Consider the following 18,513-nt stretch of genomic DNA (forward strand, 5'->3'; position numbering starts at 1 on the left):
GGCGTCGCGCCACCGCGACACGGCGGGGGGCGAGGCCGAAGCAGAATCGGCGCGATGAACATCGCTCCCGTCGCTGCGGCCTGTCTCTTGTTGCTGGGGGCTTCATCGGCCGCGCAGGCCCAGCCGGAGCCGCCGCCCGGTCCGGATGCCGGTCCGCAGGCCGGTGCTTTGCGCCTGCGCGAAATCACCGTCTCCACGCCGCGCGGCGAGGTCACGCCCTTCAACGTGCCCGGCTCGGTCGACCGGGTCGACGGCAGCGACATGCGCGACAGCCGCCTGCAGGTCAACCTCTCCGAAAGCCTGGGCGCCGTGCCGGGTCTGCAGGTGCAGAACCGGCTGAACTACGCACAAGACCTGCAGCTGTCGATTCGCGGCTTCGGCGCGCGCTCGACCTTCGGCGTGCGCGGCGTGCGGCTGTATGTCGACGGCATCCCGGCCACCTTGCCCGACGGGCAGGGCCAGACCTCCAACATCGACATCGGCTCGGTGGACCGCGTGGAAGTGCTGCGCGGGCCGTTCTCCGCGCTCTACGGCAATTCTTCCGGCGGCGTGGTGCAGGCCTTCACCGCCTCGGGCGAGGGCCCGCCGCGGCTGTCGTACTCGCTCGCGGGCGGCAGCTTCGGCACGTGGCGGCAGTCGCTGCAGCTGAGCGGTTCGCAGGGCGCGGTCGACTACCTGCTCGATGCGAGCCGCTTCCACACCGACGGCTGGCGCGAGCACAGCGCCGCGCGGCGCGACATCGCCAACGGCAAGCTGGGCATCGCGCTGGACAACGGCGACAAGCTCACGCTCATCATGAACAGCGTGCGCATCGACGCACAAGACCCCCTGGGACTCACCGCCGACCAGTACGCACTGGCCCCGCGCAGCGCGCCGCTGGCCACGCAGTACGACACCCGCAAGACGGTCGAGCAGACGCAGGTCGGGCTGCTCTACGAGCGTCGCATCGATGCCGAACAGGGGCTGCGCCTGATGCTCTACAGCGGCGAACGCAAGACCACGCAGTACCAGTCCATTCCCCCGTCGGCGCAGCAGAACCCGCTGCACGCGGGCGGCGTGATCGACCTGTCGCGCCAGTACGGCGGCGTGGACCTGCGCTGGAACGCCGCGCTGACGTTGGCCGACCGCCCTTTCGACGTGGTGGCGGGCCTGGGCTACGACAGCCTGCGCGAGAAGCGCCGCGGCTACGAGAACTACCTGGGGCCCGTCGCGGCGCCCGTGCTCGGCGTGCAGGGCCGGCTGCGGCGCAACGAGCTCAACGAGGTGTGGAACCTCGACCCCTACGCCCAGGCCACCTGGCGCTTCACCGACCGCTGGACGCTCGAGGCCGGCGTGCGCCGCAGCAGCGTGCACTTCAACTCGCAGGACCGCTACATCGTCGGCACGAACCGCGACGACAGCGGCAGCGCGCGCTACAGCGAGACGCTGCCCGTGGCCTCGCTGCGCTACCAGGCCACGCCCGACCTCGCGCTGTACGGCTCCATCGGCCGCGGCTTCGAGACCCCGACGCTCAACGAGCTGTCGTACCGGGCGAACGGCGCGAGCGGCCTGAACTTCGCGCTGCGCCCTTCGGTGAACGACAGCATCGAGGTCGGCGCCAAGGCCAGGCTCGCCGGCGGACTGCTGACGGCGGCACTGTTCCAGACCCGCACACGCGACGAGATCGTGACCAACACCAACGTCGGCGGCCGCGCGACCTTCCAGAACGCGGGGCGCACGCGGCGCAACGGTTTCGAGCTGGGCTGGCAGCACGAGACCGCCAATCACTGGCGCACGCAGGTGGCCTACACCTGGCTGGACGCGACCTACCGCGATGCCTTCTGCTCGCCGTCGCCCTGCGGGACGGGCAACACGGTGGCGGCGGGAAACCGCATTCCCGGAATTGCGCGCCAGTCGCTGTTCGCATCGCTGGGCTGGGTGCCGCCCGAAGGCTGGCGCGCGGGCGTGGAGATGCGCGCGCTGGGCATGCTCCAGGCCAACGACGCCAACACTGCGAGCGCGCCGGGCTATGCCGTCGCGGCGGTGTACGCGGGCTATCTGAAGAAGTGGGAGCGCTGGGAATTCAATGCCTTTGCGCGTGTCGACAACCTGTTCGACCGGCGCTACGTGGGTTCGGTGATCGTCAACGAAGGCAATGGCCGCTACTACGAACCTGCGCCGGGGCGCAACTGGACGGTGGGCCTGAGTGGTGCCTACCGGTTCTGATGCCATCGACAGCGGCATGAAAACAAAAAACGGCGGGTGATGCCCGCCGTTCGTGTGTGCAATTGCGCAATCGTCAGAACGCCGCGGGCCGCCACTTCAGCAGCCGCTTCTCGAGCGAACTCAGAAGAAAGTCGGCGGCCAGTGCAACCACCGCCAGAACGATCATCGCCGCGAACACGCCGCTGGCATTGAAGGCGCCCTGGGCCGTGGAGATCAGCAGGCCGATGCCTTCCTTGGCGCCGAGAAACTCGCCCACCACCGCGCCGACCAGCGCAAAGCCGAAGCTCACATGCAGGCTCGCCAGGATCCACGACATGGCCGACGGAATGACCACCGACATCGTCACCTGCCGGCGCGAGGCGCCCAGGATCTGCGCGTTCGCGATCATGTACTTGTCGGCTTCGCGCACGCCCTGGAAGGCATTGCCGAAGACCACGAAGAACACCATCACCACCGCCAGCGCCACCTTCGACGCCATGCCCAGGCCCAGCGCGATCACGAAGATCGAGCCCAGCACCACGCGCGGGATCGAGTTGGCGATCTGGATGTACAGGCTGAACACGTCCGACAGCAGCTTGTTGCGCCCGAGCAGGATGCCGCAGAAGATGCCGGCGATCGAGCCGATCAGGAAGCCGATCACCGTTTCCTCCAGCGTCACCGCGACCTGCATCCACAGCGAGCCCTGCGAGGTGCCGTCGCGCATCCACTCCACGAGTTGGTCGTAGATCATCGTGGGCATCGAATAGAAGAACGGGTCGATCCACTTCAGGCGCGCCGCGATCTCCCAGCCGCCCAGGGCGACCACGAGCACGATCAGCCGCAGCGAGATGATCAAGCGTCGGCGCGCGCGAATGGCCGCCTGCGCGCTCTCGGATTCGCGCGCCAGCGCAGCGTCGCTGAGCGACGAGGGCAGCACGGCCGCCGTGGGGGTGGTGGAAGGCGTCATGGTTCTTGTCGTTGTCGTCGTGTTCACTGGATGACCACTTCCTGGCGCAGATCGTCCCAGATGTGCTTGGAGAGCTCGATGAAGCGCGGGTCGTAGCGCACCTGCGACGTGATGCGCGGGCGCGGCAGGTCGATCTCGTACACGCGCTTGAGCGTGGCGGGCCGTGCCGACAGCACGAACACGCGGTCGGCCAGCGCAATGGCTTCTTCCAGGTCGTGCGTGACGAACACCACGCAGCCGCCGTTGCCCGACCACAGCTGCAGCAGCTCGTCCTGCATGAGCGTGCGCGTCTGCATGTCGAGCGCCGAGAAGGGCTCGTCCATCAGCAGGATCTCGGGGTTGTTGATGAAGGTCTGCGCCAGCGCCACGCGCTTGCGCATGCCGCCCGAGAGCTGGTGCGGGTAGTGCTTGCCGAACTTGGACAGGCCCACGCGGTGGATCCATTCCTGTGCAAGTTCCATCGCTTCCTTCCTGGGCTTGCCGCGGAACACCGGGCCGGCCGCCACGTTGTCTTCCACGCTGCGCCATGGGAACACCGCGTCGGCCTGGAACACGAAGCCGATGCGCGGGTCCACGCCCGTCACGGGCTGGCCCATCACCTTCACTTCGCCCACGGTGGGCTTGAGCAGGCCGGTGATCATGTTCAGCGTGGTCGACTTGCCGCAGCCCGTGGGCCCGACGATGGCGACGAACTCGCCGCGCGCCACCGACATGCTGAAGTTGCGCAGCGCCACGGTCGCGTTGCCGTCCTGCGAAATGAAGCGCAGCGAGACGTCGTCGAAGTCGATCGCCGACGTCACGGCGCTGCTGCTGGGAGGAATGCCGTTTCGCATGGTCACTTCGCCGCCACTGCAGCGCTGGCCAGGTAGGCGTTGCTGTAGGTCTTGGACAGGTCGATGTTCTTGCTCTTCACCAGCGGCTTGTAGGTGGCCAGCACCTTCAGCACGGTCTCGGGGCCGCCGGCGGGCATCTTCGCGTCGGTGGTGAACATCGGCAGCGACGCCTTCAGTGCCGTGACGTACAGCTCCTTGTCGTTGCCGTAGTAGTCGCGCGGCACCTTCTCGGCGATGTCCTCGGCGCTGTGGGTGTGGATGTAGGCCATGGTGCGGGCGAAGGCGTGCGCCAGCTTGCCGGCTTCGACCTTGTGCGACTCGGCCCAGGTGTTCTGCACGTAGAGGCTGGCAGCCGGGTACAGGCCGCCAAGCGCCTTGACGGTGTCGGCCTCGGTGCGCAGGTCGACCAGCACCTTGGCGTCGCCGGTCTTGAGCATCTGCGACACGGTGGGCTCGGTGGTCATGCCGGCCTGGATGCGGTCCTGCTTCATGGCTGCGATGAAGGTGTTGCCGGCGCCCACGGGCAGCAGCGAGTAGTCCTTGGAGGCCACGCCAGCACGGTCGGCCAGGTAGCGCGTGAGGAAGTCGGTGGACGAGCCCAGGCCCGTCACGCCCAGCGTCTTGCCGCCCTTGGCGTCGGCCATGCTCTTGAAGCCGGCGTCGGAGGCCTTGGTCGACACCAGCTCGACCTCGCCCGGCACCTTGCAGAACACGGCGATGGCCTGGATCTCCTTGCCCTTGCTCTGCAGGTCGATGGTGTGGTCATAGAAGCCCACCACGCCTTGCACCGCGCCGGCGATCAGCTGGTTCTCGGCATCGACGCCGGCCGGCTGCGATTGCAGCTCGACGTTCAGGCCTTCGTCCTTGAAGTAGCCCAGCGCCTCGGTGAGCTTGGCCGGCAGGTAGATGATCTTGTTGATGCCGCCCACCATGATGGTGATGGGCGCGTCGGCGGCCTGGGCGAGCGGGGCAGCGGCGGCGAAGGCGGTGCACAGGGCGGCGGCCAGCAGGGTGCGGCGGGTGGCGGACATGGTGTCTCTCCGTGTTGGAATGGTTTCGAGCGGCCCGCGCACTTCGTTCGCAGGACGAAGCCAGTCTAGAAAACGCCATCCTTCGGCCAGCTTTCAGTCGCCTTCAGGTTTCGTCATGGTTATCCCTACATGCAGGGCGCCGGGCGATGCTTCCTAGAATCCACGGCCACCGACCCCGCCCCATGAAGCTGCTGCTGATCGAAGACAACCCGCAACTCGCGCACTGGCTTTCCAGCCTGCTGCGCGCGCAGGACTTTGTGGTCGACCACGTGGACAACGGCGATGCGGCCGACCGGCTGCTGACGCAGACGGCCTACGACGTGGTGCTGCTCGACCTCAACATTCCGCAGCTCTCCGGCAAGGCCGTGCTGCGCCGCTTGCGCGAGCGCGGCGACACGGTGCCGGTGATCGTCCTCACGGCCACCGCGTCGCTCGACCAGAAGGTGCTGTGCCTGGAGATCGGCGCCGACGACTACCTCGTGAAGCCCTTCGAGATCCGCGAGCTGGTGGCGCGCATCAAGGCGCTGGTGCGCCGGCAGATGCCGGGCAAGGCCAACGACATCGCCTGCGGCGACCTGCGCTACGACCTGCGCACGCGGCAGTTCACGCTGGCCGCCGAAGAGCTGGCGCTGCCCCCGCGCGAACGCACGCTGCTCGAGACGCTGATGCTCAAGGCGGGCAGCACGGTGTCGAAGCAGGCGCTGATCGACGCGATGTTCGGGCTGGACGACGAGCCCAGCGCGGATGCCGTCGACATCTACATCCACCGGCTGCGCAAGAAGCTCGAAGCGAGCCAGGCGACGATCATCACGTTGCGCGGCGTGGGCTATCTGTTGCGCACGCGGCAGGAAGACTAGGAGCGGCCCGCAGTGAAGCGCGCCAGCCTTCGCCTGCGCCTCGCGCTGTGGCTGCTGCTGCCGCTGTCGGTGTTCGTGGCGATCTGCGGGTACCTCAATTGGCGCAACGCCGCGGAAGTGGCCGACTACGTGCAGGACCACGACCTGCTCTCGTCCGCCAAGGTGCTGTCCGACAGGTTGATCTGGGAGGGCGACGACGTGCAGGCCAGCGTGCCGCCCTCGGCGCTGAGCCTGTTCGTGTCGCCCGAGCGTGACCGCGTGTTCCTCAGCGTGACGGGTGCGAACGGCGAGGTGCTGGCCGGCTCGCCCGACTTCCCGCTGCCCGCCGTGCGCAAACCCGAAGGCGTGGACCGCGCACAGTGGTACGACACCCACTTTGCCGGCCTGCCGCTGCGCGCCGTCGTCACCACGCGCGCCATGTATGAATCCGCGGGTTCGCGTGACATCACCATCGCCGTCGGCAAGACCGAAGGCAGCCGCAACCACATGCTGCGCACGCTGTGGTGGCCTTCGATGGAATACCTGCTGATCGCGCTCCTGCTCGCCATCGTGCTGGCCGTGGCGGCGCTGACGCTGGAGCTGCGCCCCATCGTGCGGCTGAGCCAGCAGCTCGCGCAGCGCGATCCGCTGCACCTCGACCTCGTGGTGGACCCCGCGGCGCTGCACAGCGAACTGCGTCCGGTGGCCGACACCATCAACCGATTCGTGGGCCAGCTGAAAGCGCACTCCGAGACGCAGCGCCGCTTCATCGCCGACGCGGCGCATCAGCTGCGCACGCCGCTGGCCATGCAGGCCTCGCAGATCGAGTTCGCACGCTACACGCGCCAGCACCGCGGCGAATGGGACACCCGCCGCGCCGACATGGACGCCATGTGGGTCGCCATGCAGACCAGCAACCGGCGGCTGGTCGATGTGACCAACAAGCTGCTGCTGCTGGCGCAGGCCGAGCACGGCGACGCGCACACGCGGCTCGAGCGGGTCGACCTGGCGGCGGTGGCGCTGCGCTGTGTGGAACAGCTTGCGGCGCTGGCGGACCGCCGGGGCATCGACCTGGGACTCGAGTCGCAGGCCGGGCCTGAAGACGCTGTCGTGCTGGCGCAGCCTGCGCTGCTCGATGCGTTGGTGACCAACCTGCTGGACAACGCGCTGCGCTACACGCAGGAAGGCGGTCGCGTGACGGTCGGTGTGCGCAAGCGGGAGGGTTCGGTCGAGCTGACCGTGGAAGACAACGGCCCGGGCATTGCGCCCGAGGCGCGCGAGCGGGTGTTCGAGCGCTTCTATCGGGTGTCGCAGGACACCGAGGGCAAGGGGCTGGGCCTGGCCATCGTGCGCGAGATTGCGCGGGCCTTCGATGCCGATGTGGACCTCGCAGCCAACCCGCGCGAGGCGAGCGGGCTGCTGGTCACGGTGCGCTTTCCACCCGTCGAGCCGGCGGAAAAGGCGCAGCAGGCCCTGTAGGCCTCGAGGGCCTTACAGGCCGGCGGCTGCGCGCAGCGCGGGGGCTTGCGTCGTCGCTTCCCAGGTGAACTCGGGCTCTTCGCGGCCGAAGTGGCCGTAGGCGGCGGTCTTCTGGTAGATCGGGCGCAGCAGGTCGAGCATCTGGATGATGCCCTTCGGACGCAGGTCGAAGTGTTCGCGCACGAGGGCTGCGATTTTTTCGTCGGGGATCACGCCCGTGCCTTCGGTGTAGACCGTAATGTTCATCGGCTCGGCCACGCCAATGGCGTACGCCACCTGGATCTGGCACTGGCGCGCGATGCCCGCGGCCACGATGTTCTTGGCCACGTAGCGCGCAGCGTAGGCGGCCGAGCGGTCGACCTTCGACGGGTCCTTGCCCGAGAACGCGCCGCCACCGTGCGGGCAGGCGCCGCCGTAGGTGTCCACGATGATCTTGCGGCCGGTGAGGCCGCAGTCGCCTTGCGGGCCGCCGATGACGAAACGACCGGTCGGGTTGATCAGGTAGCGCGTGTTCTGCAGCCATTCCTTCGGCAGCACGGGCTTGATGATTTCTTCAATGATGGCTTCGTTGAACGATGCCTTCATCTTGGTCGAGGTTTCGCTCTGGTCGGGGTGATGCTGCGTCGACAGCACCACGGTGTCGATGCTGTGCGGCTTGCCGTCCACGTAGCGCATCGTGACCTGGCTCTTGGCGTCGGGGCGCAGGAAGGGCAGGCGGCCGTCCTTGCGCAACTGGGCCTGGCGCTCGACGAGGCGGTGCGCGTAGTAGATGGGCGCGGGCATCAGCTCGGGCGTTTCGTCGCAGGCGTAGCCGAACATCAGGCCCTGGTCGCCGGCACCGGTGTTCAGGTGGTCGTCGCTTGCGTGGTCCACGCCCTGGGCGATGTCGTTGGACTGCTTGTCGTAGCAGACCATCACGGCGCAACCCTTGTAGTCGATGCCGTACTCGGTGTTGTCGTAGCCGATGCGCTTGATGGTGTCGCGCGCGACCTGGATGTAGTCGACGTGCGCGTTGGTGGTGATTTCGCCGGCGAGCACCACGAGACCGGTGTTGGTCAGCGTCTCGGCGGCCACGCGGCTGCGGGGGTCCTGCTCGAAGATCGCGTCGAGGATGGCATCCGAGATCTGGTCGGCAACCTTGTCGGGGTGGCCTTCGGAAACGGATTCGGAAGTGAAGAGGAAGTCGTTCGCCATTTTCAAAGCTCCTTGAAGTGATTTGGCGCGTTGCCAACTCTGCGGAGCCCTGGCGAACGCTTTAGCAGATGTCGATGATTCGACGGGGCACAATCGCCATGCGCTTGTGTTTGTCGCCCTGCAAGTTGTTCCGTAACTCGGCGACAATTTGGATTCTATTCGAGCCGCGCATACCATGCGCGCGCGTCCGTTTTTTGACCCCCTCCCGTTTTCAATGATCACCCTGTTCCGCCTGCTTGCCCGCGTGCCCATGCCGTTGATGCATGGGTGCGGTGCCATGCTGGGCTGGCTGGTCTGGTGGAGCGCGCCGGGCTATCGCCGCCGCTTCAGGGCCAACGCCGAGCGCGCGGGCTTCGCGCCCGACCAGTACCGTCCCGCCATCGCCGCCGCCGGCAAGATGGCCTCCGAGCTGCCCTGGCTCTGGCTGCGTCCGCACGGCCAGACAGTGCTGCACCGCGTGGTGCGCTGGGAAGGCGTCGAGGCCTTCGAGGCCGCCATGCAGGCGAAGAAGGGCGTGATCCTTGTGGCGCCGCACCTCGGCAGCTGGGAGATGTGCGGCCAGGCCATCGGCGAGCGCTTCCTCGCGGCCTACGGACCCATCACGGCGCTGTTTCGCCCGGCGCGCAAGAAATGGATGGCCGACCTGATCGCCGCCGGCTCGCGCGACCGCCCCGGCCTGCAGACGCTGCCCACCAACAACAGCGGCGTGCGCGGCCTGATCCGCACGCTGCGCGGCGGCGGCTATACCGGCATCCTGCCCGACCAGGTGCCGCCGTTGGGGCAGGGCGTCTGGGCGCCGTTCCTCGGCCGCCCCGCCTACACCATGACCCTGCTTCCCCGCCTCGCGCAACAGACCGGCGCGGCCTGCTTCCTGAGCGTGTGCGAACGCCTGCCGCGTGGCGCGGGCTATGTGATTCGCTTCGAACCCATCGTCGGTACCGCGCTCACCGACCCCGCGGCGTCCGTCGAAGACGCGACGGCCGCCATGAACGACGGCATCGGCCGGCTGATTCGCAGCCTGCCTGGCCAGTACGTCTGGGACTACGCGCGCTACAAGGAGCCGCGCGCCGAGCGCGTGACCGCCGCCACCGGGGAGTCCGCATGAGCTTCGGTTCCCGGCTAGGCATCGGTTTCATGCGCGCGATTGCGCCGCTGCCGCTGCCGCTCGTGCGTGGCTTCGGCAGGGTGCTGGGCCGCATCCTGCACACCGTGGCCGTGCCGCGGCGGCGTGTGGTCGATACCAACCTGGCCGTCTGCTTCCCCCAGAAGTCCGAGGCCGAGCGCCGCGCCCTGGCGCGCGAAACCTTCGTCTACGTGGCGCAGTCGTGGCTGGATCGCGGCTGGCTCTGGCATGCGCCCGAGAAGGTGGTGGCGAGCCGGCTCAAGGTGGTCGGTGCGGCGCCGGAGATCCGCGAGATCGCCGAGGGCGACGCGCCGATGATCCTGTTCGCGCCGCACTTCTACGGACTGGACGCCGCGGCCACCGCGCTGACCATGCACACGGCGCGCCCCTCGGCCACCATCTACACGACCCAGCGCGACCCCATGGTCGACGCCTGGATCCGCGAGGGCCGCACGCGCTTCGGCGACGTGGCGGCGCTCAACCGGGTGGACGGCATCAAGCCGGTGCTTCAGGGCCTGCGCAAGGGCGGCCTGCTGTACCTGCTGCCCGACATGGACTTCGGCCGCGACCAGACCATCTTCGTGCCGTTCTACGGCGTGCAGGCCGCCACCGTGCCCTCGCTGTCGCGCTTTGCGCGCCTGGGCAAGGCCAAGGTGGTACCGGTGGTGTCGAAGCTCACGCCGGGCGGCTACGAAATCCAGGTCCTGGAGACCTGGCAGAACTTTCCGACCGACGACATCGATGCCGACACGGCGCTCATGAACGAGCGCCTGCAGGGCTACATCGACACGATGCCCGCCCAGTACTACTGGGTACACCGCCGGTTCAAGACGCGCCCCGAAGGCGAGCCGCCGATCTATTGAAGCGGCCCGGCGGCGGCGGCATCAACTGCGCTGCAGGAAGGCCTCGATCTCGCGGGCGACCAGTTGCGGCTGCTCGTGCACGATCCAGTGGGTCGCGTTCGGTACCTTCTTGATCTCGAGCTTTGGCACGTACTCGTCGAGCCCTTCGAGCAAGCCGGGCAGCAGCGCGGCATCGTCGAGCGCCCAGAACACGAAGGTCGGCACGTTCACCGTGAGCCGCTCGCGCGGCACCACCGGAATGCCGTCGACGGTCTGGCCCGGCAGCGGCGGCTTCATCGGTGTCACGCGGTACAGGTTGCACGCGCCGGTGAGGCCGGCGCCCCACACTTCGCGGTACTGCTGCTTCACTTCTTCGGTGAGCCAGCCGAAGCCGTCGGGGCCGGCCTTCATCAGCGTGAAGAAGGGCCACATGCGCTTGAAGTCGTCGGCCGCGAGCAGGGCCTCGGCGTCGGGGCGCGCAAGGAAGTTCATGTAGGCACTGGCCTGCTGCTGCGCCGGGTTGTTGCGCAGCTCGCGGGTGAAGGTGCCCGGGTGCGGCGAATTGATGATGACCAGCTTGCCGACCTGCGCCGGGAATGCATTGGCATAGCCCCATCCGAAGGCGCCGCCCCAGTCGTGGGCCACCAGCGCGGCCATGGTGCCGTCGGCGCTTTCGGTGGCGACGAGTTGCTGGATGTCCTGGATCAGCAGCTGGGGCTTGTAGGCCGCCACTTCGGTCGGCGCGCTCGATCGCTCGAAGCCGCGCAGGTTGGGCGCCACGCAGCGGTAGCCGCCGTGCGCCGGGTCCGAGAAGTAATCGAGCAGTTCGTCCCAGATGAACGCGGCTTCGGGAAAGCCGTGCAGGAACACCATCAGCGGGCGGCCCGGCTTGCCGGCGGCGCGGCAGCTCAGGGTGGTGCCGTTGGGCAGGCTGCGTTGGAAGGTCTCGGTCATGCTCGTTGTCTCCTTGGGTTGACTGTCGCTATTCTTTTGATAGTGAACCACGCACGCTGGACGGCCGCTGCAGCCTGTTTGAGGCCTATTCGTCTGCGGGCGACGGCTCCGTGGGTTCGATCGTCTCGGCCGCTGCAGCCGATGCGGCCGCGGGTGTTGCTGCCCCTTCGGGGTGCACCCAGCGCCACAGCAGCTCGGCCGCCTCGCCGACACCCTGCTTCTTCAGGGCGGAGAACAGTTTCACCTCACCGCCGCCGGCGTTGAGTCGCGTGATCGACAGCACCTTGGCGGCTTCGCTGCGCGTGAGCTTGTCGGACTTGGTCAGCAGCACCAGGAACTTCAGGCCCTGCTCCACGCGCGGACGGATCACGTCGAGCAGGATCTCGTCGAGCTCGGTCAGGCCCTGGCGCGGGTCGCACATGAGCACCACGCCGCGCAGGCTTTCGCGCGTCATCAGGTAGTTGCCCATCACACGCTGCCAGCGCAGCTTGGCTTCCTTGGGCACTGCTGCGTAGCCGTAGCCGGGCAGGTCGGCCAGCACGGCGTCATCGACCTTCTGCTTGCCGATGCCGAACAGGTTGATGTGCTGCGTGCGGCCCGGCGTCTTCGAGGCGAAGGCCAGGCGCGTCTGCTGCGTGAGGGTGTTGATGGCGGTCGACTTGCCCGCGTTCGAGCGGCCGACGAAGGCGATCTCGGGCAGGTCGACGGGGGGCAGGTGTTCCAGCTGGGGAGCGCTGGTGAGGAAGTGGGCAGTGTGCAACCAGCCCAGTGCCACGCGCTCGCGTTCGGCGACCTGGGGGTCCGCGGCGGGAGCCGCGCGGGAAGGATAGGCAGCGGGCTTGGCGCGCGGGGAGGGCATCTACGGACTTTCTAAACAAGACCCCCATTGTAGAATCGTGAGGTTTTGCGCCAATAAATTCGAAGCGAAGCCCCCGATATGAAGTTGTTTGCCAATATTCTGCTTGCAGCCCTCGTCGGCATCGCATGCAGCACGAGTTTTGCAGCCGATGAACACGCGGCAACGCCAGGAGCGGCAACTGCGGCCGCCGCGGCCCCTGCAAAGCCGCCCAAGCCGGACCCCGCCAAGGGGGACACGTTGTTCAACGCGACGCCGGCCAACAGCCAGAGCTGCGCGTCGTGCCACAACGCGGATGGCAACTCCGCCATTGCGGCAAACCCCAAGCTGGCGCAACAGCATCCCGAATACATCCTCAAGCAGCTGGAAGAGTTCAAGTCCGGCAAGCGCAAGAGCGCAATCATGAAGCCGCTGGCTTCCGCGCTGTCCGAGGAAGACATGCGCAACATCGCCTGGTTCGTGGGCTCGAAGAAGATCAAGCCGGGCTTCTCCAAGGACAAGGACACCCTCGCGATGGGCGAGAAGATCTACCGCGGCGGCATCGGCGATCGCCAGATCCCGGCCTGCGCAGGTTGCCACAGCCCGAACGGCGCCGGCATTCCTGCCCAATACCCGCGCCTGGGTGGACAGAACGCCGAGTACACCGTGGCCCAGCTCACCGCCTTCCGCGACAACGTGCGCCTGAACAGCGCCCCCATGACCGGCGTTGCCGCCAAGCTCAACGACCGTGAAATCAGGGCCGTGGCCGACTACATTGCCGGTCTGCGTTGATGACGACGCGCCTTCGAGCGTGAACTAACCGCCGATAACAACCCCAAACAAAGGGCGGGCCGATCCAGGAGGATGGCCCGCCTTTTTGCTTTTTTCTTCCTTTCCTTCATTCCTCTCGCCCGATGTCCGTCTCCACACATGGCCTTCGCGTTCATCGCGGCCCGCAAATGCTTCGCGCTGCGGTGGAGCTGTTTTCGTCGATGCGCTTCGCCATTGCGCTGCTCACCGTCATCTGCATCGCGTCGATCATAGGCACGGTGCTCAAGCAGCACGAGCCGATCAACAACTACATCAACCAGTTCGGGCCGTTCTGGGCCGCGCTGTTCCGCGCGGCCAAGCTCGACGCGGTCTACAGCGCCTGGTGGTTCCTGCTGATCCTGCTGTTCCTGGTGATCAGCACCACGCTGTGCATCGCGCGCAACACGCCGCGCATCCTGGTCGACCTGAAAACCTTCAAGGAAGACATTCGCGCGCAGAGCCTGAAGGCCTTCGGCCAGCGCGCGGAGAACCGGCTGGGCGAGACGCCGGAGGCGGCGGCCAACCGCATCGGGCAGCTGCTGGTGAGCGGCGGCTGGAAGGTCAAGCTGCAGCAGCGCGAGGCCACCGACGGCAGCCGGCCGACCTCGGCGGGCTGGATGGTCGCGGCGCGCGCCGGCGGCGCGCACAAGCTCGGCTACATCGCAGCCCACAGCGCCATCGTGCTGGTGTGCATCGGCGGGCTGCTCGACGGCGACCTCATGGTGCGCGCGCAAACCTGGTTCAACGGCAAGAGCGTGTTCACCGGCGGCGGCATGATCGCCGACGTGCCGCCGCAGTACCGGCTGTCCGCCAGCAACCCGACCTTCCGCGGCAACATCCTCGTGCCCGAAGGCGGGCAGGGCAGCGTGGCCATCCTGAACCAGGCCGACGGCGTGCTGCTGCAGGAGCTGCCGTTCTCCATCGAGCTGAAGAAGTTCATCGTCGATTACTACTCGACCGGCATGCCCAAGCTCTTTGCGAGCGAGGTGGTGCTGCACGACCGCGAAACCGGCGAAGCGGTGCCCGCGCGCATCGAGGTCAACCACCCGGCGAGCTACAAGGGCGTGGAAATCTACCAGTCCAGCTTCGACGACGGTGGCTCCAAGGTGAAGCTCAAGGCAGTGCCGATGGCGGCCGCAGCCAAGCCCTTCGAGGTCGAAGGCGTCATCGGCGGCCCGAGCACCGAGATCACCAACGGCAAGGACAAGCTCACGCTCGAGTACGCCGCGCTGCGCGTGATCAACGTCGAGAACTTCGCCGACGCGGGCGCCCTGACGAGCGGCGCCGACGTGCGCAAGGTCGACCTGCGCCACGACATCGAGTCACGCCTGGGCGCGGCCAACAAGGTCAACAAGCCGAAGGTGCTGCGCAACATCGGCCCGAGCATCGGCTACAAGCTGCGCGACGCCGCCGGCCAGGCGCGCGAGTACCAGAACTACATGGTGCCGGTCGACACCGGCGACGGCCAGCCCGTTTTCCTGCTGGGCATGCGCGAGAAGCCCGAAGACCCGTTCCGCTACCTGCGCGTGCCGGCCGACGACCAAGGCTCGATGGACGGTTTCGTGCGCATGCGCACCGCGCTCGGCGATGCCGACACCCGCGCCAGGGCCATCGAGCGCTACATCGCCAAGGCGAGCGACGCCAAGCGCCCCGAGATGGCCGAGCAGTTGCGCGTGTCGGCCACGCGCGCGCTGGCACTGTTCGCGGGCAGCGAGCGCGCCAAGGCCGACGCCACCACCGTGGGCGGCTGGCAGGCGATTGCCGAGTTCATGGAGGTCAACGTGCCCGAGGCCGAGCGCGAGCGCGCCGGCGGCGTGCTGGTGCGCATCCTGAACGACGTGCTGTTCGAGGTGCTCAACCTGAGCCGCGAAGGCGCCGGCCTGATTGCGTTGCCCAACGACGAGAAATCGCAGGCCTACCTGACGCAGGCCGTGCTGGCCATCAGCGACGCGCACTTCTACCCGGCCCCGGTCGCGATGATGATGACCGACTTCACCCAGGTGCAAGCCAGCGTGTTCCAGGTGGCGCGCGCGCCCGGCAAGAATGTGGTGTATCTGGGCTGCCTGTTGCTGATCGTCGGAATTTTTGCCATGCTGTACGTTCGCGAGCGCCGCCTCTGGGTGTGGCTCACACCCGACGGCACGGCCTCCGGAGACACGCGCACGGCCGCCACGATGGCCTTCTCGGTCAATCGCAAGACCATCGACAGCGATCGCGAATTCGAGCACCTCAAGCACAAGCTGCTCGCACTGGACAAAGAACAAACGGCGACACCATGAACACCACGACCCTCACGCTCAATGAAAGCTGGCTCTCGCGCCGCAACCTGTTCGACTGGGTGTTCGCGGCGCTGGTGCTGGCCGGCGGCCTGTTCGCGTTCACGCGCTACGCGGGATCGATGGACTACTACGAGAAGCCGATCCTTGCCGCCGCATTGATCGCGATGATCTCCATCGGCTGGTTCTGGCGGCCGTTGCGCGTGCTGGCCCTCGTGGTGGCTGCGGCCTCGCTGCTGGCCATCAGCTCGTACCAGGGCGACCTGGCACGGGCCGACACGGTGTTCTGGCTCAAGTACTTCCTGTCGAGCCAGTCGGCCATCCTCTGGATGAGCGTGCTGTTCTTCATGAGCACGCTGTTCTACTGGCTCGGCTTCTTCGTCGGCAAGCAAGCCGACACCTTCGACGCGATCGGCTCGCGCCTGGCCTGGGCAGCGGTGACGATGGCGCTGATCGGCACCATGGTGCGCTGGTACGAAAGCCACCAGCTGGGCCCGGACATCGGCCATATTCCGGTGAGCAACCTGTACGAGGTGTTCGTGCTGTTCTGCTGGCTGACGGCCGCGTTCTACCTGTACTTCGAAGAGCGCTACAACACGCGCGCGCTGGGCGCCTTCGTGATGCTGGTGGTGAGCGCCGCGGTCGGCTTCTTGCTCTGGTACACGATCGTGCGCGAGGCGCATGAAATCCAGCCGCTGGTGCCCGCGTTGCAGAGCTGGTGGATGAAGCTGCACGTGCCCGCCAACTTCATCGGCTACGGCACCTTCTCGCTCGCGGCCATGGTGGCCTTCGCCTACCTCATCAAGGAGCAGGCCGACGAAAAACGCTGGTACAAGCTCACGCCGATCTGGCTGCTGGGCGTGGCGCTGTGCTTTGTGCCGGTGGCGTTCCGCCAGCGCGTGCAGGAAGCCGGTGGCAGCTACTGGGTGGTCTACGCGGGCATCTCGGCGCTGATCGCGGCGGGCATCCTGCTCGGGCGCAAGCGCATCGCGGCGCGCCTGCCGGCCAACGAGGTGCTGGACGACGTCATGTACAAGTCGATCACCGTCGGCTTCGCCTTCTTCACCATCGCCACCGTGCTGGGCGCCCTGTGGGCGGCCGATGCCTGGGGCGGCTACTGGAGCTGGGACCCGAAGGAAACCTGGGCGCTGATCGTCTGGCTCAACTACGCGGCCTGGCTGCACATGCGGCTCGTGAAAGGCCTGCGCGGCACCGTGGCGGCCTGGTGGGCGCTGGGCGGCCTGGCGGTTACGACCTTCGCCTTCCTGGGCGTGAACATGTTCCTGAGCGGCCTGCACAGCTACGGCACCCTGTAGGCGCAGGCTCGCGGCCTTTCGCGAAGAATTGAAACCGCGCGCCGCGATGGCGCGTAACCAAAGCAGGGGGAGTCACGAACTACCCTGAGCATCACGATTCACGCGAAAGGCCTGTCATGTCGTTCCATTCCCGCCCGATCCGCCGCTCCAGCAGCAACGACGGCTTCATTCACCCGCTGTCGAGCGAAATCACGCCGCGCGCCGAATACGAAAGCCGGCGCGACCTGCTCAAGCTCATGGCGGGCGGTGCGGCAGGCGCGGCGCTGGCGGCTTTCGCGTCGCGCGAAGCCTGGGCACAGACGGAGCGTCCCAACAAGCTCGCGCCGCTGCCGGGCGCCAAGTCGGCGGTGCCCGGTGCCATCTCGATGGACAAGCTCACCGACTACAAGGACGCGTCGACCTACAACAACTACTACGAGTTCGGTACCGACAAGGCCGATCCGGCCAAGAACGCCGGCACGCTGAAGACGCGGCCCTGGACCGTCGAGGTCGAGGGGCTGGTCAAAAAGCCGGGCAAGTACGGCATCGAAGACCTGCTCAAGCTCAGCGCGCAGGAAGAACGCATCTACCGCCTGCGCTGCGTCGAAGGCTGGTCGATGGTCATTCCGTGGGTCGGCTATTCGCTGGCCGAGCTCATCAAGAAGGTCGAGCCGCAGGGCAACGCCAAGTTCGTCGAGTTCGTGACGCTGGCCGACCCCAAGACCATGCCCTTCGTGGGCTCGCGCGTGCTCGACTGGCCCTACACCGAGGGCCTGCGCATGGACGAGGCGATGCACCCCCTCACGCTGCTGTCCTTCGGCATGTACGGCGAGGTGCTGCCCAACCAGAACGGCGCGCCGGTGCGCCTGGTGGTGCCATGGAAGTACGGCTTCAAGTCGGCCAAGTCGATCGTGAAGATCCGCTTCGTCGAGAAGGAGCCGAGCACCGCATGGAACAAGGCGGCGGCCAACGAGTACGGCTTCTATTCGAACGTGAACCCCAACGTGGACCATCCGCGCTGGAGCCAGGCCACCGAGCGGCGCATCGGCGACGGCGGCGGCCTGTTCGCCAAGCGGCGCAAGACCGAGATGTTCAACGGCTACGAAGCCCAGGTCGGCCAGCTGTATGCGGGCATGGACCTGAAGAAGAACTTCTGAACCCGCGCGCCACGCGCTCGCCGCTCCCATGAACAAGCTGCTCATGCATCCGGCGACCAAGCCGGTCATCTTCCTGCTGTGCCTGCTGCCGTTCGCACGGCTGGCCTACGGCGCGTTCACCGACGGGCTCGGCGCCAACCCGGCCGAGTTCCTGATTCGCGCCACCGGTGACTGGACGCTGCGCTTCATCTGCATCGTGCTGGCGGTGACGCCGCTGCGCGTGATGAGCAAATGGAACGCGCTCGCGCGCTACCGCCGCATGCTGGGCCTGTTCGCGTACTTCTACGTGGTGCTGCACCTGCTGTGCTACAGCTGGTTCGACATGGGTTTCGAGTGGGGCGACATCGCCAAGGACATCGCGAAGCGGCCGTTCATCCTGGTGGGCTTCTCGGCCTTCCTGCTGCTGACGCCGCTGGCCGCCACGTCGTTCAATCGCGCGATCAAGGCGATGGGCGCCAGGCGCTGGCAGATGCTGCACAAGCTTGTCTACGTGATCGCGGGGCTCGGCCTGCTGCATTTCTTCTGGATGCGTGCGGGCAAGAACAACTTCGCGGAAGTTTTCATCTACGCCGGGATCATCGGGGTGCTGCTGGCCTGGCGCGTGTGGAATTTCGCGAGCAAGCGCAGCAAGGCCAGGCAGTCTGCGGCCGGCGTGGCGCGCAGCAGCGAGAAGCCGCTGCGCACCGGCTGACGGCGC

At 67.2% G+C, this 18,513-nt stretch carries 16 protein-coding genes; 10 read left to right on the top strand and 6 right to left on the bottom strand.

Going from position 1 to position 18,513, the window contains the following annotated elements; translation table 11 throughout:
• Nucleotides 1-54 precede the first annotated feature (54 nt).
• Entirely contained in the window at nt 55-2,205 is a 2,151-nt protein-coding gene (locus tag ACSFBM_RS01195; protein ID WP_435482766.1) for a TonB-dependent receptor domain-containing protein, read from the top strand.
• A gap of 73 nt (nt 2,206-2,278) precedes the next feature.
• On the opposite strand, the gene ACSFBM_RS01200 is transcribed toward ACSFBM_RS01195, so the two are convergent.
• The 3 genes from ACSFBM_RS01200 to ACSFBM_RS01210 are packed head-to-tail and all read right to left on the bottom strand — an operon-like array spanning nt 2,279 to nt 5,015.
• Nucleotides 2,279-3,151, bottom strand: a complete 873-nt coding sequence (locus ACSFBM_RS01200; protein ID WP_435441420.1) for an ABC transporter permease — start codon at nt 3,149-3,151, stop codon at nt 2,279-2,281.
• 23 nt (nt 3,152-3,174) lie between these two features.
• Nucleotides 3,175-3,984 carry an ABC transporter ATP-binding protein gene (locus ACSFBM_RS01205; protein ID WP_435482767.1) on the bottom strand — a complete coding sequence of 270 codons (810 nt, stop codon included), beginning with the start codon at nt 3,982-3,984 and terminating at the stop codon, nt 3,175-3,177.
• A 2-nt stretch (nt 3,985-3,986) separates the two neighbouring features.
• Nucleotides 3,987-5,015, bottom strand: coding sequence for an ABC transporter substrate-binding protein (locus tag ACSFBM_RS01210; RefSeq protein ID WP_435482768.1), 1,029 nt, complete (start codon nt 5,013-5,015; stop codon nt 3,987-3,989).
• A gap of 182 nt (nt 5,016-5,197) precedes the next feature.
• Here ACSFBM_RS01210 and ACSFBM_RS01215 point away from each other — a divergent pair, with 182 nt between their 5' ends.
• On the top strand, nt 5,198-5,872 hold the full coding sequence (locus ACSFBM_RS01215) for a response regulator (RefSeq protein WP_435482769.1): 675 nt from the start codon (nt 5,198-5,200) through the stop codon (nt 5,870-5,872).
• Between the two features lie 12 nt (nt 5,873-5,884).
• Nucleotides 5,885-7,330, top strand: a complete 1,446-nt coding sequence (locus ACSFBM_RS01220; RefSeq protein ID WP_435482770.1) for a sensor histidine kinase — start codon at nt 5,885-5,887, stop codon at nt 7,328-7,330.
• A gap of 12 nt (nt 7,331-7,342) precedes the next feature.
• Here ACSFBM_RS01220 and metK read toward each other — a convergent pair whose 3' ends face one another.
• Complete coding sequence (gene metK / locus ACSFBM_RS01225; protein WP_435441416.1) at nt 7,343-8,524, bottom strand: methionine adenosyltransferase; 1,182 nt, start codon at nt 8,522-8,524, stop codon at nt 7,343-7,345.
• Nucleotides 8,525-8,738: 214 nt separating this feature from the next.
• Between metK and ACSFBM_RS01230 the strand changes: the two genes are divergently transcribed.
• Both ACSFBM_RS01230 and ACSFBM_RS01235 read left to right on the top strand, forming a co-directional pair.
• Entirely contained in the window at nt 8,739-9,629 is an 891-nt protein-coding gene (locus ACSFBM_RS01230; RefSeq protein ID WP_435482771.1) for a lysophospholipid acyltransferase family protein, read from the top strand.
• Entirely contained in the window at nt 9,626-10,510 is an 885-nt protein-coding gene (locus ACSFBM_RS01235) for an LpxL/LpxP family acyltransferase (RefSeq protein WP_435441414.1), read from the top strand. The genes ACSFBM_RS01230 and ACSFBM_RS01235 overlap by 4 nt, the downstream gene beginning before the upstream one ends.
• Nucleotides 10,511-10,531: 21 nt before the next feature.
• Here the strand turns inward: ACSFBM_RS01235 and ACSFBM_RS01240 are convergent, their stop codons facing one another.
• Together ACSFBM_RS01240 and yihA are read right to left on the bottom strand one after the other, a co-directional pair.
• Nucleotides 10,532-11,443 carry an alpha/beta fold hydrolase gene (locus ACSFBM_RS01240; RefSeq protein WP_435482772.1) on the bottom strand — a complete coding sequence of 304 codons (912 nt, stop codon included), beginning with the start codon at nt 11,441-11,443 and terminating at the stop codon, nt 10,532-10,534.
• A gap of 85 nt (nt 11,444-11,528) precedes the next feature.
• Nucleotides 11,529-12,302: a ribosome biogenesis GTP-binding protein YihA/YsxC gene (gene yihA, locus ACSFBM_RS01245; protein ID WP_435482773.1), complete on the bottom strand. Its 774-nt coding sequence runs from the start codon at nt 12,300-12,302 to the stop codon at nt 11,529-11,531.
• Between the two features lie 78 nt (nt 12,303-12,380).
• On the opposite strand from yihA, the gene ACSFBM_RS01250 reads away from it, so the two are divergent.
• From ACSFBM_RS01250 to ACSFBM_RS01270, 5 genes are all read left to right on the top strand, one after another.
• Nucleotides 12,381-13,070: a c-type cytochrome gene (locus ACSFBM_RS01250; protein WP_435441411.1), complete on the top strand. Its 690-nt coding sequence runs from the start codon at nt 12,381-12,383 to the stop codon at nt 13,068-13,070.
• Nucleotides 13,071-13,192: 122 nt separating this feature from the next.
• Nucleotides 13,193-15,367 (top strand): cytochrome c biogenesis protein ResB, encoded by a 2,175-nt coding sequence (locus ACSFBM_RS01255; protein ID WP_435482774.1) that lies wholly within the window; start codon nt 13,193-13,195, stop codon nt 15,365-15,367.
• Nucleotides 15,364-16,680 (top strand): c-type cytochrome biogenesis protein CcsB, encoded by a 1,317-nt coding sequence (gene ccsB / locus ACSFBM_RS01260; protein WP_435441409.1) that lies wholly within the window; start codon nt 15,364-15,366, stop codon nt 16,678-16,680. Before ACSFBM_RS01255 ends, ccsB begins: the two co-directional genes overlap by 4 nt.
• A 116-nt stretch (nt 16,681-16,796) precedes the next feature.
• Complete coding sequence (msrP, locus tag ACSFBM_RS01265; protein ID WP_435441408.1) at nt 16,797-17,816, top strand: protein-methionine-sulfoxide reductase catalytic subunit MsrP; 1,020 nt, start codon at nt 16,797-16,799, stop codon at nt 17,814-17,816.
• A 28-nt stretch (nt 17,817-17,844) separates the two neighbouring features.
• A complete protein-coding gene (locus ACSFBM_RS01270) occupies nt 17,845-18,507 on the top strand; it encodes a protein-methionine-sulfoxide reductase heme-binding subunit MsrQ (RefSeq protein WP_435482775.1) in 663 nt (220 codons plus the stop codon).
• Nucleotides 18,508-18,513 lie beyond the last annotated feature (6 nt).

It is taken from the genome of Variovorax pasteuri (assembly GCF_051216435.1).
Classification (GTDB): Bacteria; Pseudomonadota; Gammaproteobacteria; order Burkholderiales; family Burkholderiaceae_C; genus Variovorax.